General features: G+C 70.0%; 15 protein-coding genes, 2 tRNA genes and 1 pseudogene. 14 read left to right on the forward strand and 4 right to left on the reverse strand.

Annotated features, from left to right (window positions below):
• Positions 1-360 precede the first annotated feature (360 nt).
• From dnaN to FHS29_RS26190, 11 genes and pseudogenes are all read left to right on the forward strand, one after another.
• Positions 361-1,497: a DNA polymerase III subunit beta gene (dnaN, locus tag FHS29_RS26145; RefSeq protein WP_184694939.1), complete on the forward strand. Its 1,137-nt coding sequence runs from the start codon at positions 361-363 to the stop codon at positions 1,495-1,497.
• Complete coding sequence (gnd, locus tag FHS29_RS26150) at positions 1,494-2,444, forward strand: phosphogluconate dehydrogenase (NAD(+)-dependent, decarboxylating) (protein WP_281391737.1); 951 nt, start codon at positions 1,494-1,496, stop codon at positions 2,442-2,444. Before dnaN ends, gnd begins: the two co-directional genes overlap by 4 nt.
• 3 nt (positions 2,445-2,447) lie before the next feature.
• The gene (recF, locus tag FHS29_RS26155) at positions 2,448-3,563 is read left to right on the forward strand and encodes a DNA replication/repair protein RecF (RefSeq protein WP_184694943.1); all 1,116 of its coding nucleotides are present in this window, start codon (positions 2,448-2,450) and stop codon (positions 3,561-3,563) included.
• Positions 3,564-3,681: 118 nt separating this feature from the next.
• The gene (locus FHS29_RS26160) at positions 3,682-4,182 is read left to right on the forward strand and encodes a DciA family protein (RefSeq protein ID WP_184694945.1); all 501 of its coding nucleotides are present in this window, start codon (positions 3,682-3,684) and stop codon (positions 4,180-4,182) included.
• Between the two features lie 238 nt (positions 4,183-4,420).
• On the forward strand, positions 4,421-6,391 hold the full coding sequence (gyrB, locus tag FHS29_RS26165) for a DNA topoisomerase (ATP-hydrolyzing) subunit B (RefSeq protein ID WP_184694947.1): 1,971 nt from the start codon (positions 4,421-4,423) through the stop codon (positions 6,389-6,391).
• Between the two features lie 49 nt (positions 6,392-6,440).
• Positions 6,441-8,957: a DNA gyrase subunit A gene (gyrA, locus tag FHS29_RS26170; protein WP_184694949.1), complete on the forward strand. Its 2,517-nt coding sequence runs from the start codon at positions 6,441-6,443 to the stop codon at positions 8,955-8,957.
• Between the two features lie 25 nt (positions 8,958-8,982).
• Positions 8,983-9,777, forward strand: a complete 795-nt coding sequence (locus FHS29_RS26175) for a DUF3566 domain-containing protein (RefSeq protein ID WP_184694951.1) — start codon at positions 8,983-8,985, stop codon at positions 9,775-9,777.
• Positions 9,778-9,852: 75 nt separating this feature from the next.
• Positions 9,853-9,926, forward strand: a tRNA-Ile gene (locus FHS29_RS26180).
• A 35-nt stretch (positions 9,927-9,961) separates the two neighbouring features.
• A pseudogene (locus FHS29_RS36350) lies at positions 9,962-10,078 on the forward strand (DLW-39 family protein); the annotation flags it as partial.
• Between the two features lie 39 nt (positions 10,079-10,117).
• Positions 10,118-10,190, forward strand: a tRNA-Ala gene (locus FHS29_RS26185).
• A gap of 124 nt (positions 10,191-10,314) precedes the next feature.
• Positions 10,315-10,908 carry a dihydrofolate reductase family protein gene (locus tag FHS29_RS26190; protein ID WP_184694953.1) on the forward strand — a complete coding sequence of 198 codons (594 nt, stop codon included), beginning with the start codon at positions 10,315-10,317 and terminating at the stop codon, positions 10,906-10,908.
• Between the two features lie 60 nt (positions 10,909-10,968).
• Here FHS29_RS26190 and FHS29_RS26195 read toward each other — a convergent pair whose 3' ends face one another.
• On the reverse strand, positions 10,969-11,394 hold the full coding sequence (locus FHS29_RS26195; protein ID WP_184694955.1) for a DoxX family protein: 426 nt from the start codon (positions 11,392-11,394) through the stop codon (positions 10,969-10,971).
• A gap of 127 nt (positions 11,395-11,521) precedes the next feature.
• Here FHS29_RS26195 and FHS29_RS26200 point away from each other — a divergent pair, with 127 nt between their 5' ends.
• Complete coding sequence (locus FHS29_RS26200) at positions 11,522-12,067, forward strand: DUF2020 domain-containing protein (RefSeq protein ID WP_184694957.1); 546 nt, start codon at positions 11,522-11,524, stop codon at positions 12,065-12,067.
• Between the two features lie 226 nt (positions 12,068-12,293).
• Here FHS29_RS26200 and FHS29_RS26205 read toward each other — a convergent pair whose 3' ends face one another.
• Positions 12,294-12,902 (reverse strand): hypothetical protein, encoded by a 609-nt coding sequence (locus FHS29_RS26205; RefSeq protein ID WP_184694959.1) that lies wholly within the window; start codon positions 12,900-12,902, stop codon positions 12,294-12,296.
• A 94-nt stretch (positions 12,903-12,996) separates the two neighbouring features.
• On the opposite strand from FHS29_RS26205, the gene FHS29_RS26210 reads away from it, so the two are divergent.
• Together FHS29_RS26210 and FHS29_RS26215 are read left to right on the forward strand one after the other, a co-directional pair.
• Positions 12,997-13,545, forward strand: a complete 549-nt coding sequence (locus FHS29_RS26210; protein WP_184694961.1) for a peptidylprolyl isomerase — start codon at positions 12,997-12,999, stop codon at positions 13,543-13,545.
• Positions 13,542-14,411, forward strand: coding sequence for a rhomboid family intramembrane serine protease (locus tag FHS29_RS26215; RefSeq protein ID WP_221456673.1), 870 nt, complete (start codon positions 13,542-13,544; stop codon positions 14,409-14,411). Before FHS29_RS26210 ends, FHS29_RS26215 begins: the two co-directional genes overlap by 4 nt.
• A 25-nt stretch (positions 14,412-14,436) precedes the next feature.
• Here FHS29_RS26215 and FHS29_RS26220 read toward each other — a convergent pair whose 3' ends face one another.
• Complete coding sequence (locus FHS29_RS26220) at positions 14,437-14,850, reverse strand: PH domain-containing protein (RefSeq protein ID WP_312865103.1); 414 nt, start codon at positions 14,848-14,850, stop codon at positions 14,437-14,439.
• A 214-nt stretch (positions 14,851-15,064) separates the two neighbouring features.
• Positions 15,065-15,331: a cell division protein CrgA gene (gene crgA, locus FHS29_RS26225; RefSeq protein WP_184694967.1), complete on the reverse strand. Its 267-nt coding sequence runs from the start codon at positions 15,329-15,331 to the stop codon at positions 15,065-15,067.
• Between the last annotated feature and the right edge of the window lie 707 nt (positions 15,332-16,038).

Here is a 16,038-nt window from a genome sequence, read left to right on the forward strand (position 1 = left end):
CTTGTCCCCGGGTGCCGACCCGTGTTCGTCCACACCTCCGCGCGGGCGATCACCTGCGAGAACGCCTGTTGTCCACACAATCCACAGCCCCTACTGCTGTTGCTGTTGTCTTCCCTTGAAGAGAAGAACAAAGAAAAAACAGGCGGGGGTCGGTCCCGGGGACAGCGCCCCGCCCCGGGTGGAACCCGGGTGTGGCCCCGAGGTGACGAAGCCCGCCCCGACGCTCTACGGTGGAGCCTCCGCGCCGAGGGTCGGAACCGTCGACAGCGATCCGGCGAGGGACGCGGCTCCCCGAACCCCCACCGCAACGCTTGCTGCTGTGGGTCATGCCGACTTGAGGAACTTGGGAAAGGACGCCTCATGAAGATCCGCGTCGAGCGCGACGGCCTGGCCGACGCCGTCGCCTGGGTCGCGCGCAGCCTGCCGTCCCGGCCGTCGGTGCCGGTGCTCGGTGGGGTCCTGCTCGATGCCGGGGCGGAGGACGGGTCCGGTGAAGCGCTCACCGTCTCCGGGTTCGACTACGAGGTGTCCGCCCAGTGCGGCGTCCCGGCGACCATCGCGGACGGCGGCAAGGCCCTGGTCAGCGGCCGACTGCTGGCCGACATCACCAAGGCGCTGCCGAACCACCCGGTCGAGATCGCGGTGGACGGCTCCCGGATGACGATCAGCTGCGGCTCCGCGCGGTTCAGCCTGCCCACCATGCCGGTGGAGGACTACCCGCAGCTGCCGTCCATGCCGCAGCTGATCGGCGAGCTGCCGGGCGAGGTGTTCGGCGAGGCCGTCTCCCAGGTCGCCGTCGCGGCGGGCCGGGACGACACGCTGCCGATGCTGACCGGTGTCCGGCTGGAGATCGGCGAGGGCAAGCTGACACTGGTCGCGACCGACCGGTTCCGGCTGGCGATGCGGGAGTTCCCGTGGCAGCCGGACGAGTCGCTCGGCGAGGTCGCCGTGCTGGTGCCGGCCAAGACGCTCAACGACTCGGCGAAGACGCTCGGCGCGTCCGGCGCGAAGATCGAGCTCTCGCTGGCCGCCAACGACGGGCTGCTCGGCCTGTCCGGCACCGGCCGCCGCACCACCACCCGGCTGCTCGACGCGGACTTCCCGAAGTACCGCCAGCTGCTGCCGACCGAGCACAGCGCCGCCGCGGTGATCGAGGTCGACTCGCTGGTGCAGGCGATCAAGCGGGTGTCGCTGGTCGCCGAGCGCGGCACGCAGGTCCGGCTGGAGTTCGTGGACGCGAGCCTGCGGCTGTCCGCCGGCGGCGACGACGAGGGCAGCGCGGAGGAAGAGCTGCCGGTCGACTACACCGGCGACGCGGTCACCATCGCGTTCAACCCGACGTACCTCCTCGAAGGGCTCCAGGCGGTGCGCACCCCCCGGGCCCACCTGTCGTTCACCACGCCCAGCCGCCCGGCGCTGCTCAAGCCGGTGGACGAGGATGGCAACGTGGCGCCGGGCTACCTCTACCTGCTCATGCCCGTGCGCCTGCCCGGCTGACCAACCACCGAACCCCAGGGGAGACAACGACCGTGCAGCTTGGACTCGTCGGCCTCGGCAAGATGGGCTTCAACATGCGCGAGCGGATCCGCCGCGCAGGTCACGAGGTGGTCGGCTACGACCGCAACCCCGAGGTGACCGACGCCGACTCGCTCGCCGACCTGGTGGGCAGGCTCGAAGCGCCGCGCGTGGTGTGGGTGATGGTCCCGGCCGGTGACATCACCCGGCAGACCATCGCCGAGCTGGGCGAGCTGCTCAGCGCGGGCGACCTGGTCATCGACGGCGGCAACTCGCGCTACACCGACGACTCGAAGAACGCGGAAGCCCTGGACGCCAAGGGGATCGCGTACGTCGACGCCGGCGTGTCCGGTGGCGTGTGGGGGCTGGAGAACGGCTACGGACTGATGGTCGGCGGCGAGGCCGAGCACGTCGAGCGGGCGATGCCGATCTTCGACGCGCTGCGGCCGGAGGGGCCGCGCGAGGAGGGCTTCGCGCACGCGGGCAAGGTCGGCGCGGGCCACTTCGCGAAGATGGTGCACAACGGCATCGAGTACGGCCTGATGCAGGCCTACGCGGAGGGCTTCGAGCTGCTGGAGGCCTCCAAGCTGGTGGAGAACGTGCCGGCCACCATCAAGGCGTGGCAGCGCGGCACGGTGGTCCGGTCCTGGCTGCTGGACCTGCTGGTCCGCGCGCTGGACTCGGACCCGGAGCTGGACGACCTGCGCGGCCACGTGGAGGACTCCGGCGAGGGCCGGTGGACCGTCGAGGAGGCGATCAACCACGCGGTGCCCGCGCCGGTGATCTCCGCCGCGCTGTTCGCCCGGTTCGCCTCCCGGCAGGACGACTCGCCCGCGATGCGCGCGGTCGCCGCGCTGCGCAACCAGTTCGGCGGCCACGCCGTGCAGGCTGCCGGTCCCACCTCCGGTTCCGGCTCCACGCAGAGCTGAGCGTTGTACGTCCGGCACCTGCAAGTCGCGGACTTCAGGTCGTGGGAACAGGCGGACCTGGCGTTCGAGCCGGGGGTGAGCGTGCTGGTCGGGCGCAACGGCCAGGGCAAGACGAACCTGGTCGAGGCGCTGGGCTACGTGGCCACCCTCGGCTCGCACCGGGTCGCCACGGACGCGCCGCTGATCCGGCACGGCTCGGCGCGCGCGGTGGTGCGGGCGGCGGTGGTCAACGAGGGCCGCGAGCTGCTGGTGGAGCTGGAGATCACCGCGGGCAAGGCGAACCGGGCGCGGATCAACCGCGGTCCGGTGCCGCGCCCCAGGGACGTGCTGGGGATCCTCCGCACGGTGCTGTTCGCGCCGGAGGACCTGGCGCTGGTGCGGGGTGACCCGGGCGAGCGGCGCAGGTTCCTGGACGAGCTGCTGACCAGCCGGTCGCCTCGGTACGCCGGTGTGCGCGGCGACTACGACCGGGTGCTCAAGCAGCGCGGCGCGCTGTTGAAGAGCATCCGGTCGGTGCGGTCGGCCGACCTGGGCACGCTCGACGTGTGGGACGGGCACCTGGCCCGGCTCGGCGCGGAGCTGCTGGCGGGCCGGCTGGAACTGGCGGCGGACATCGCGCCGCACGTGGCCCGGTCGTACGCGGAGGTGGCGCCGGAGTCGCGGCCCGCCCGGATCGCGTACCGGTCGAGCCTGGGCGATGCTTTCCCGGGCACGCACGACCGGGAGCCGCTGGAGGAGGCGTTGCTGGCGGAGTTGCAGCGGGTGCGCGGGCAGGAGATCGAGCGGGGCGTGTGCCTGGTCGGTCCGCACCGCGACGACCTCGACCTGGTGCTCGGCGACCTGCCGACGAAGGGCTACGCCAGTCACGGAGAGTCATGGTCGTTCGCCTTGGCGCTGCGCCTGGGCGGGTACCAGATGCTGCGCGCCGAGGGGGCGGAACCGGTGCTCGTGCTGGACGACGTGTTCGCCGAGCTCGACCGCGGCCGGCGCCGGCAGCTGGCGCAGGTGGCGGCCGCGGCGGAGCAGGTGTTGATCACCGCGGCGGTCGCGGAGGACGTGCCGGAGGAGCTCGACGGAGCCCGGTTCGAGGTTCGCCACGGGGAGGTGCACCGTGCCTGACGAGCTAGGCCAAAAGGGTGTGACACGCGGCACAACTGGGGACAACCCTGTGGATGGTGTGGATAACTCGGCCACCGATCGGCACATATCCACACCTGAAGTCGCTCAAGAGGGTGGATTGAAGGGATCGGACCTCGCTCGGGCTGCCCTGGAGGCCGCTCGGGCGTCCGCGAAGGAACGCGGTTCACGGGTCGTCCGCAAGGGTGTGCAAGGTGCCGGGGTGCGCCGCCGGCGGCGTCGCTGGTCGGGGCCGGGACCGGACGACCGCGACCCCCAGCCGCTGGGTCGGGTGGCCTCCCGGATCGCCGCCGACCGGGGTTGGACGGAACGGCTGGCGGGCGGACAGGTGTTCGCGCGGTGGGGAAAACTGGTCGGAGAGGACGTGGCCGAGCACGCGCAACCGGTTGCGTTCAGTGACGGTGAGTTGACCGTCCAGGCCGACTCCACGGCGTGGGCCACCCAGTTGAGGCTGTTGCAGCGGGAGCTGCTCAAGCGCATCGCGGCGGGCGTCGGGGTCGGCGTGGTGCGCAGGTTGAAGGTGCAGGGCCCGGCGGCGCCCAGCTGGCGCTACGGCCCCAGGCACGTCCCCGGCCGCGGACCACGTGACACCTACGGGTGAGCCGCGCCAGGGCGTCAGCGGCGATTCTGTGGCCCGATGAGCGTCCACCAGCCGATTCGCACCCCTTGAACCGCCGGCCGGCCCCGGCTCCTTCACTTCCGGCCGTCTGTGAGCAAGCCAGAGGTGTCCTTGATGGGTTTCTGGACGTCCCGCCCAGTAGAATCGAGGGGTACAGCGTGACCGCAGCGTCGCACCCTCCGGTGGCGAGTCGCTTGAAGTCCGAGGAGACACCAGGCCCGTGGCAGCCAAGAAGAATGAGTACAGCGCGTCTTCGATCACCGTCCTAGAGGGCCTGGAGGCGGTCCGCAAGCGGCCCGGCATGTACATCGGGTCGACCGGCGAGCGCGGTCTGCACCACCTCATCTGGGAGGTCGTGGACAACTCGGTGGACGAGGCCATGGCCGGGTACGCGACCATCGTGGACGTGACGCTGCTGGCCAACGGCGGTGTCCGGGTGATCGACGACGGCCGCGGCATCCCGGTCGGCATGCACCCCGTGGAGCAGAAGCCCACCCTGGAGGTGGTGCTGACCAAGCTGCACGCGGGCGGCAAGTTCGACAGCGACTCCTACGCGGTGTCCGGCGGCCTGCACGGCGTCGGCATCTCCGTGGTGAACGCGCTGTCGACCGCGATCGACGTAGAGGTCAAGACCGACGGTTTCACGTGGAACCAGCGCTTCGAGGCCAGCAAGCCCGCGCACGAGCTGCGCAAGGGCGAGCCGACCGAGGAGACCGGCACGTCCATCACGTACTGGGCGGACCCGGACATCTTCGAGACCACCGAGTACAACATCGAAACCATCTCCCGCCGGTTGCAGGAGATGGCGTTCCTCAACAAGGGCCTCACCATCGTCCTGCGCGACGAGCGGGTGCAGGAGACCGACGAGGAGGCAGACGCCGAAGGGCACGTGGCGGCGGTGCGCGAGCGCCGGTTCCACTACCCCGGCGGCCTGGAGGACTTCGTCCGCCACATCAACCACACCCGCGAGGCCGTGCACGAGAAGGTCATCTCGTTCGAGGCCAAGGGCGAGGACCTCGAGGTCGAGGTCGCGATGCAGTGGAACACCGGCTACACGCCGTCGGTCTACACCTTCGCCAACACGATCAACACGCACGAGGGCGGCACCCACGAGGAGGGCTTCCGCGCCGCGCTGACCCGGGTGGTCAACGAGTACGCGCGCGAGAAGAAGCTGCTCAAGGAGAAGGACACCAACCTCACCGGCGACGACATCCGCGAGGGCCTCGCCGCGATCATCTCGGTGAAGCTCAAGGAGCCCCAGTTCGAGGGCCAGACCAAGACCAAGCTGGGCAACAGCGAGGCCAAGTCGTTCGTGCAGAAGTCCACCAACGAGCACCTGGCGGACTGGTTCGAGCGGCACCCGAACGAGACCAAGGTCATCGTCACCAAGGCGGTGTCCTCCGCGCAGGCCCGCATCGCCGCGCGCAAGGCCCGCGAGCTGGTGCGCCGCAAGGGCGCGCTGGACATCGGCGGCCTGCCCGGCAAGCTCAAGGACTGCCGCTCCACCAACCCGGAGGAGTGCGAGATCTACGTCGTGGAGGGCGACTCCGCGGGCGGCTCGGCCAAGGAGGGCCGGGACTCCATGTTCCAGGCGATCCTGCCGATCCGGGGCAAGATCATCAACGTGGAGAAGGCGCGCATCGACCGCGTGCTGAAGAACAACGAGGTCCAGTCGCTGATCACGGCGTTCGGCACCGGCATCCACGAGGACTTCGACCTGTCGAAGCTGCGCTACCACAAGATCGTGCTGATGGCCGACGCCGACGTCGACGGCCAGCACATCCGCACCCTGCTGCTGACCCTGCTGTTCCGGTTCATGCGCCCGCTGATCGAGCACGGCCACGTGTACCTCGCGCAGCCGCCGCTGTACAAGATCAAGTGGCTGCGCCAGGAGCCGGAGTACGCCTACACCGACCGCGAGCGCGACGGTCTGCTCGCCGAGGGCCTGGCCGCCGGCAAGAAGATCGGCAAGGAGGACAACATCCAGCGCTACAAGGGCCTCGGCGAGATGAACGCCGCGGAGCTGTGGGAAACCACCATGGACCCGGCCAACCGGGTGCTGTTGCAGGTCACGATGGACGACGCGGCCACCGCCGACGAGTTGTTCAGCGTGCTCATGGGCGAGGACGTCGAAGCGCGCCGCTCGTTCATCACCCGCAACGCCAAGGGCGTCCGCTTCCTCGACGTCTGAGTCCGGCCCCGCTGCCCGTAGCCCGCCGCAGGAGAAGGAAAGAAGAATCGTGACGGAGACGACCCTGCCCCCGGATGGCGACCGCACCGAGCCGCGCGACATCCAGCAGGAGATGCAGAACTCGTACATCGACTACGCGATGAGCGTGATCGTCGGACGAGCCCTGCCCGACGTGCGCGACGGCCTCAAGCCCGTCCACGTCCGCGTGCTGTACTCGATGTTCGACTCGGGCTTCCGCCCGGAGCGCAGCTACAACAAGTGCGCCCGCGTGGTCGGCGACGTGATGGGCAACTACCACCCGCACGGCGACTCGGCGATCTACGACGCGCTGGTCCGCCTCGCCCAGCCGTGGGCGCTGCGCTACCCGCTGATCGACGGCCAGGGCAACTTCGGCTCCCAGGGCAACGACCCGGCAGCCGCGATGAGGTATACCGAATGCCGGCTCACGCCGCTGGCCATGCACATGCTCGCGGACATCGAGGAAGAGACCGTCGACTTCCGCGACAACTACGACGGCCGCATCCAGGAGCCCACGGTCCTGCCGTCGCGCATCCCGAACCTGCTGATCAACGGCAGCTCGGGGATCGCGGTCGGGATGGCCACCAACATCCCGCCGCACAACCTGCGCGAGGTCGCGGCCGGTGTGGTGTGGGCGCTGGACAACCCCGAGGCGCCGGACGAAGAGACGCTCGAAGCGATGATCGAGCGGGTCAAGGGGCCGGACTTCCCGACCTACGGCCAGATCCTCGGCACCGCCGGCATCGAGGACGCGTACCGCACCGGGCGCGGTTCGGTGAAGATGCGCGCGGTCGTGGAGATCGACGAGGACGCCAAGGGCCGCACGATCCTGGTCGTCACCGAACTGCCCTACCAGGTGAACCCGGACAACCTGGTGGAGAACATCGCGAACCTGGTGCGCGACCAGAAGCTCAACGGCATCGCGAACATCGCCGACGAGTCCAACCGGCGCAGCGGCATGCGCATCGTCGTCACGCTCAAGCGGGACGCGGTCGCCAAGGTGGTGCTGAACAACCTCTACAAGCACACCCAGCTGCAGTACTCGTTCGGCGTGAACATGCTGGCCCTGGTCGACGGCGTGCCGCGCACGCTGCGGCTGGACCAGATGATCCGGCACTACGTGAAGCACCAGATCGAGGTCATCGTCCGGCGCACGCGCTTCCGGCTGCGCAAGGCCGAGGAGCGGGCCCACATCCTGCGCGGCCTGGTCAAGGCGCTGGACCACCTCGACGAGGTGATCGCGCTGATCCGCCGGTCGGACACGCCCGACGTGGCGCGCACCGGCCTGATGCAGCTGCTCGACGTCGACGAGATCCAGGCCAACGCGATCCTGGAGATGCAGCTGCGCCGGCTGGCCGCCCTGGAGCGGCAGAAGATCGTCGACCAGCTGGCCGAGATCGAGCTGGAGATCGCCGACCTCAAGGACATCCTGGACAAGCCGGAGCGGCAGCGCGCGATCGTGCGCGAGGAGCTCATGGCGATCGTGGACAAGTACGGCGACGACCGGCGCACCAGGATCGTGCCGTTCGACGGCGACGTGTCGATGGAAGACCTGATCGCGGTCGAGGACGTGGTCGTCACGATCACTCGGACGGGCTACGCGAAGCGCACCAAGACGGACCTGTACCGCTCGCAGAAGCGCGGCGGCAAGGGCGTGCAGGGCGCGCAGCTCAAGCAGGACGACATCGTGCAGCACTTCTTCGTGTGCTCCACGCACGACTGGATCCTGTTCTTCACCAACAAGGGCCGGGTGTACCGGGCCAAGGCCTACGAGCTGCCCGAGGCCAACCGCAACGCGCGCGGCCAGCACGTGGCCAACCTCCTGGCGTTCCAGCCGGACGAGGAGATCGCCCAGGTCATCCAGATCAAGAACTACGGCGTCGCGCCCTACCTGGTGCTCGCCACCAAGAAGGGGTTGGTGAAGAAGTCGAAGCTGTCCGACTTCGATTCCAACCGATCGGGTGGTCTGATCGGCATCAACCTGCGCGAGGACGACGAGCTGGTGGGCGCGGTGCTCTGCTCGGCCGAGGACGACCTGCTCCTGGTGTCCGCCGACGGCCAGTCCATCCGGTTCCACGCCAGCGACGAGGCGCTGCGGCCGATGGGTCGGGCCACGTCCGGCGTGCTGGGGATGCGTTTCAACAGCGGTGACGAGCTGCTGTCGATGGGTGTGGTCCAGGAGGGGCTGTTTGTTTTGGTGGCCACCGATGGTGGGTACGCCAAGCGCACCCCGATCGAGGACTACCCCGTCCAAGGTCGCGGTGGCAAGGGTGTGCTGACCATCCAGCACGACCGCCGGCGTGGGAGGCTTGTCGGCGCACTCATCGTCGAGGTCGACGACGAGCTGTACGCCATCACCTCCTCCGGCGGGGTCATCCGGACCAGCGCCGTGGAGGTGCGCAAAGCGGGCAGGCAGACGAAGGGCGTCCGGTTGATGAACCTCGGCGAAGGGACCACTCTCATCGCGGTGGCACGCAACGCCGACGAGACCGGAGACGTCCCCAACAGTGACGGCGGGGACCAGGCCGAGGCCGAGCCTGCCAACTAGCGCAACGAGAGGTTGAGGACTGCTCGTGACTTCACCCGAGAAGCCAGAGGACAAGACCACGGTGATCACCCGGCCCGGCGCCGAGGCGACACCCGAGCAGCCGGCGGCGCAGACCTCGTCGGGTGCCGACGCGGTCGACGGGCAGGACGCGCCCGCCGCGCCGCCGCCCTGGCAACGGGTGACCAGTGACGCGCAGTACGGCGAGGCGCGCCAGGTGGGGCCGGGCGACCCGGCCCCCGAGCAGCCGGCGGCGGAGGGCGGGTCGCAGCCCGCGTACCCGGCCTCCGACCCGGACACGGTGGCGGTGGCCCGCCCGGCGATCACCGGGACGGCCGCCCGCCAGGCGGCGGACCAGGCCGGGTCGGGTCAGGCGGGCTCGGCGCGCACCTCGGTGAACCTGGGTGCCGCGAACGGCCGGCCGGCGGCGTCCGGGTCGGCGTCGCGGCGACCGGGTCGGGGACCGCGCCGGGCGAGCCTCCAGGTCAAGCGGGTCGACCCGTGGTCGGTGCTGAAGCTGGCGCTGGTGCTGAGCGTGGCGCTGTTCTTCGTGTGGCTGGTCGCGGTCGGCGTGCTGTACGGGGTGCTGAACGGCATGGGCGTGTGGGACAAGATCAACAACACCGCCAACGACCTGTTGCAGGGCAACGAGTCGTCCGGTGACCCGTTGATCAGCGCCGGGCGCGTGTTCGGCGTCGCGGCGATCGTGGGGGCGGTGAACATCGTGCTGTTCACGGCGTTGGCGACGGTCGGCGCGTTCGTCTACAACGTGTCGGCGGACCTCGCGGGCGGCCTGGAAGTGACCCTGTCCGAGCGCGAGTGACGGGGGAGTGGATCAAGACCCCCCTGATTTGGGGCCACGACAGAGCTTCGTGTACTGTTGCCGTCGTTGCCCCGAGGGCCTATAGCTCAGGCGGTTAGAGCGCTTCACTGATAATGAAGAGGTCGGAGGTTCAAGTCCTCCTAGGCCCACCGGATGTTTCGCAGGATTGCAGAGGGGAACTGCTGTGAAGAAGATCATCGCACTTGTCGCCGTCGCCGGTGCGGTCCTGTTCTTCGTCAAGCGCAACCGCTCGGCCAAGGCCGACGCGGACCTGTGGCGCGAGGCCACCGCTCCGACCGACTGAACCCGCGAGGGCGGTTCGGCTGCCGCCCCTCGTGAGGGGGACGTAGCTCAATTGGCAGAGCACCGCCTTTGCAAGGCGGGGGTTAGGGGTTCGATTCCCCTCGTCTCCACGCGCTTTGAGCGAGGTATGTCCGCGGACTGAGCGGACCTGCCTCGCTCGTTGTGTTTCCGGGGGGTCGCCACCCCCCGGTCCAGCCGGCGGGCTCCGGCTCCCGGACACCCAGGAGGTCGGCTGTGGCCGGTTCGGTGACGTGCGGCATCGGGGTGTCGGTCGACGGGTTCGTCGCCGGGCCGAACCAGAGCGCGGACGATCCGCTCGGCGAGGGCGGCGAGCAGCTGCACCGCTGGATGTTCGAGCAGGCCGACCAGCACGCCGCCGAGATCGAGGCGCTCGTGTCGGCGGGCGCGTACATCATGGGGCGCAACATGTTCGGCCCCGGTCGCGGGGAGTGGGACGAGTCCTGGCGCGGCTGGTGGGGCGACGAGCCGCCGTACCACGCGCCGGTGTTCGTGCTGACCCACCACCCGCGCGAGTCGGTGGAGATGCGGGGCGGGACGACGTTCCACTTCGTCACCGAGGGGATCGGACGGGCTTTGGAACGGGCGCGGGCGGCGGCGGGCGACGAGCACGTCGCCATCGCGGGTGGCGCGTCCGTGGTGAACCAGTACCTGGCCGCCGGGCTGGTGGACGAACTGTGGCTGCACATCGCGCCGGTCGTCCTGGGATCCGGTGAGCGGCTGTTCGAAGGGGTCGGGTCACCGACCCTGGAGCCGGTGGAGGTGCGCACCACCGACCTGGTCACCCACGTCCGCTACCGGGTGTCCTAGGACGGGGCACAGCGCGCGGCGGCCCGTGCTCCCCGGCGGGGAACACGGGCCGACCGGTCACTACGCGCTGGCCAGCGAGGACGACGTGTGCTGCTGCCTGCGCGAGGCGATCACCCGGTCGAGCGCGAACGCACCCGGACCGGTGAACACCAGGAGCAGGAACACCCACGCGTACACCGCGGCGAGCTCCCCGTGGTTCTGGATCGGCAGCAGCCCTTCCGGCTGGTGCACCACGAAGTACGCGTACGCCATCGCACCCGACGAGATCAGTGCGGCGACGCGCGTCCCCAGGCCGACGACGATCAACGCGCCGCCGACGAGTTCGATCAGCCCGGCCGGACCCGCCGGCCAGGACGTGATGGACACCGCACCCTTGGCACCCAGAACTCCGAACAGCTTCTGGGCCCCGTGACACACGAACAACACGCCGACGACGATCCGGAACAGCGCTAGAGCGTGATCACGACCGCGGTCTAAGACGTTCATCTTGGGTCAGTCCTCACATCGCAGGGCGGCCTGGCAGGGGTAAGGACAAGCTAACCCCGATGACGTTACGTGCATAGGTCGTCACCCTGTCGATTCGCTGTTGGAATTCTGATTGACTGATCACCCTATGAACCGAGCGCTGCGCAACGCCCTGCCGTCCTTGCTGGTCCTCGGCGTGCTGACCGCGTGCGGCAGCGGGGAACCGGCCGCCACGAAGACGTCCACGCCCTCGCCGAGCACGCAGAACACGCAAACCTCCGCCGGCCCGCCGCCCGTACCGGAGCCGACCGGTGATGGGACGTGTCCGTATTTGGAATCGGCGTTCGTCGCCGAGGCCAACGGGCAGCTGGTCCGGAAAGTGCGGCTGTCCGCCGACCGGCCGGACCCGGCCTGTTTCTTCTACGCGGACGCGACCGACGTGCAACTGTCGGTGTGGGTATTCCACGGCGATCCGAAAACGGCGAAAGCCGTGGTGGACCGGGCCGCGCCGGTCGCCGAGTCCAGCCCGGCGAGCGCGCCCGCGGGGTGGGCCGGCGGGGCGCTGGCGGTCGGCGAGGGCGCGGTCTACGCGGTCGCCAAGGACGGCGACGCGGTGGTCGTGAACAGCAACCAGAAGCAGACCATCAAGGCGAAGCGGATCGCCGAGACGGTGATCGGCAACCTCGGCCTGTGACCCTCGGCCGGTGACTTACGGCTTGCGACCCACTTGCCGGTGACTCGACCGGTGACTTACGGCTTGCGGCCCCGACCGTCGAACCACGACTCGGTGACTTCACGCCGGTGACCCACGCCGGCGCCTACCACGGCGGTGATCCCGCGTCGGTGCACACCGGTTCGCGGACAGGGATCCGCGCCCGCCTCCGGAGTCGGGGCGGGCGCGGGTTCGTGCCGGGGGTCGCCTAGCTGCGGTCCTTCACGCTGTTCTCGGCGACGTGACCGTTGCGCGCGGCGTGGTCGGCGACGGGCTTCTCCGGAGTCGGCTCGACGACCTCCTCGACCTCCTCCAGGTGCACCTCCTGCGGCCTGCGGGTCAGCGCCACGTAACCGGCGACCGCGCCCGCGACCAGGATGCCGAGCACCCACGGCCACTTGCGGCCCTTGGGCTTCTGGGACGCCGCGTAGTCCTTGCGCGCCTGCTTGGCGGCCTTGCGCACGTCCTTCGCGCGGGACTTGGCCTCCTTGCGGGCCCGCTCGGTGGCCTTCAGGACGTCCTTGCGGACACCCTTGGCCTTCTTGGCGAGCTGCTTGCGCCGCTTGCGGGTCGACTTCTCGACCTCTTCGGCCTTCTCGACCAGCAGGCCCGCGCGGTCCGCGACCACACCGCGGAGGTGGTCGGCCGTGACACCGCGCTCGGCGAGCTTGCCCTCGGCGCGCTCTGCCCAGGTGACCGCCGCGTCCGCACTGGCGTGGCCGGCGCGCACGGCGCCGCGGCGCACGGCGCGCAGACCCGTGCCGACCGCCTTGCCAACCGACTCCCCGGCTCGGGTCATGGCGTCTACCTCATCCATATCGCGCTCCACAAGCTGTCGGTCAGTCACGACTTGGCTATACCCATCCTGCCCCTTCCCGAACCCCCACGCTGCCGGATGGCACGATGGGGGTGTGGCAGACAGCAACGACTCCCTCGTCGGGACCAAGGTGACGGCGACCCTGCACACCTCGCAGGGCGACATCCGGATCACCCTCTTCCCCGACCACGCTCCCAAGACCGTGGCGAACTTCGTCGGCCTGGCGGAGGGCACCAAGGACTACTCCGAGGCCAACGCGCGCGGGGAGGCCACCGGTCCGTTCTACGACGGTGCGGTCTTCCACCGCGTGATCGCCGGCTTCATGCTCCAGGGCGGCGACCCGACCGGCACCGGCCGCGGTGGCCCCGGCTACAAGTTCGCCGACGAGTTCCACCCGGAACTCCAGTTCAACAAGCCCTACCTGCTGGCGATGGCGAACTCCGGGCCCAACTCGAACGGTTCGCAGTTCTTCATCACGGTCGCGCCCACCACGTGGCTGAACTTCAAGCACACCATCTTCGGCGAGGTCGCGGACCAGGAGTCGATCAACGTGGTGAACAAGATCGGCAACCTGCCGACCGGCGCCGGCGACCGCCCGGTCACCGACGTGGTGATCGAGAAGGTCTCCGTCGAGCGCGCCTGACAGCCGTGAACCAGCCTGTCGTCCCCGGTGACCCGGTCGGAGCCCCCGCCTGCGTGCGGCACCCCGACCGGGTCACCGGGTTGCGCTGCACCCGGTGCGAACGCCCGGCGTGCCCCGAGTGCCTGCGGGAGGCCTCGGTCGGGTACCAGTGCGTCGACTGCGTGTCCGAGGGTCGGCGCACGGTCCGCCCGGCGCGCACCTTCGTCGGGGCGGAGCTGTCCTCCCGGCTGATCGTGACGCCGGTGCTGATCGCGCTGAACGTGCTGCTGTTCGCGGTGACCGCGGTGCAGGCGGGCAGCGTGATGGGCAACCAGAACTCGCCGTTCTTCGCGGAGTTCTTCCTGTGGCCCGCCGGGGTGTACTACGGCGAGTGGTGGCGGCTGTTCACCTCCGGGTTCCTGCACTTCGGACCGGCGCACCTGGCGTTGAACATGATCGCCCTGTACGTGCTCGGGCGTGACCTGGAACCGGTGTTCGGCAAGGTCCGGTTCCTGGCCGTCTACCTGGTGTCGCTGCTGGGCGGCGGGGTCGCGGTGTACCTGTTCGGGGCGGTGAACACGCCCGTCGCCGGCGCTTCCGGCGCGGTCTACGGCCTGATGGGCGCGATGCTGGTGGCCGTGCTGCGGCTCAAGCTCAACCCCGGCTCGGCGTTGGGCGTCATCGGGTTGAACCTGGTGCTCAGCTTCACGCTGCCGGGCATCTCGCTGCTCGGCCACCTGGGCGGCCTGGTCGTGGGCGCGGCGGTGACCGCGGGCCTGGTCTACGCGCCGCCCGCCCGCCGGAACGCGTGGCAGGCGGGCGCGGTGGCGGCGGCGTTCGCGCTGCTGGTCGTGATGGCGTTCGTGCGGACCGGGCAGCTGGGCTGACGCTCCCTCCGGCACGTGCCCGCGTTCAGGGCCTCATGGCGTGCAGGACGTCGGCCACGTCGCGCGGGTCGGTCCCCAAATCCATCAGGGTCAGGACGTACAACTGCTCGTCCTCGCCCCGCTGCCAGTCCAGCTCCAGCGTCGACACCTCGCGGCCGAGCCGCCGGGTGTGCGCGAGCTTCACCTTCACCTCGTGCCACGGCAGGTGCCGGGAGCCGGTGACGGTGCGGACGGTCAGGCCGGTGTCGTCCGCGGTCAGCTTCGGGCGCAGCAGCGTGCCGTAGGCGGCCAGAGCGGCCAGCAGCGCGGTCGCGGTGCCCAACAGGACCCTGGTGGTCGCTTCGGCGCTCAGGGAGGCAGCCAGGAGGGCGAGCGCGGCCAGGATCCAGGCGAGGACCACGACGGCCGGTCTGGGGGACCAGGAACGGGGTTCGGTCACGCCTTCGAGTGTTCCGCATGTGGACAACTGGAGGGCTCTACCGGGGCTTGTGCAAATTGGCGCAAAGTTGTCCACAGGAGTTGTCCCCATTGGGGATGAGTTACACCCCTGTGCTTCGGTGACCGTCCGGTGAACTGGGTAAACTACCGGGTAACGTGCGACGACCCGGACGTGTGACACGTCCGGGTCGTAGGCCACGTGGCGTAGCGTGTGGTCAGCGCCACCGCATGGTCATCAGCAGGCCGACGATCATCAGGGCGAACCCGACACCGAAGTTCCAGCTCCCGAGGTCCATCATCACCGGGACCTTGTCACCCGCGATGTAGTTGACCACCAGCCACGCCAGGCCGAGCAGCATCATGCCGAGCATCACGGCGATGTAGACCGGGTGCGACGGACCGGCCGCCTTCACCTTCACCGGGGTGCGGCGATCGGCCGGCGCCGTGTAGACGGCCTTCTTGCGGACCTTGGACTTGGGCATGCTGTCCTCGCCTGACGGGGTGGATGAGCCTCCAGTGGCGCGAGTTCACGTCCACTGCTGGATGAACACGTTAACGTAACCGAGCAGGTCGCTGAAGCCTGTGTAGTTCTGGCACGTTCGGACCGGGAGGTTTTTCGGTGAGCTACGACCCGCCCCCGCCGCAAGGCGGCCCGTCGGGCCCGCCGCCTGGCCGACCGCCTCGTCCCAGGCCAGGGCCCCCGCGCCCGGCGCCGCCGCCGGTCGCCCCGGAGGAGGTCACCCGGAACTCGCCGGCCGGCTGGGACGAGCCTTCGGCCCTCCGCCCGCCGACCCCGCCCCGAGGACAGCCCCGGTCGGGTGAACCCCGCCACGAGGCCCGGCACGCCGACTCCTCCGCACCCCGGCCCCACACCCCACCGGACCGCGCGCCGGGTGGCCGCCGGGCAGCTCCGGAGACGGGTGGTTTCGGCGGGTCGCTCGGGGGGTCGCTCGCCGGGGCCGACGAGCGCGGGTACCGGGGCCGGTACGCCGATGACCCGGATGTCGTCCCGGGTGGTTACGGCGGTGCCACGGACTCCCGGTCCGGCCGGTACGCCGATGAGGTCGACGCTGTCCCCGGCGGCTACGGCGGTGCCACGGACCCCCGGTCCGGCGGGTACGCCGCTGACGCCGACGTTGTCCCGGGCGGCTACGGCGGTGTCGCAGACTCCCGGTCCGGTCGGTACGCC

The organism is Saccharothrix tamanrassetensis (genome assembly GCF_014203665.1).
Classification (GTDB): Bacteria; Actinomycetota; Actinomycetes; order Mycobacteriales; family Pseudonocardiaceae; genus Actinosynnema; species Actinosynnema tamanrassetense.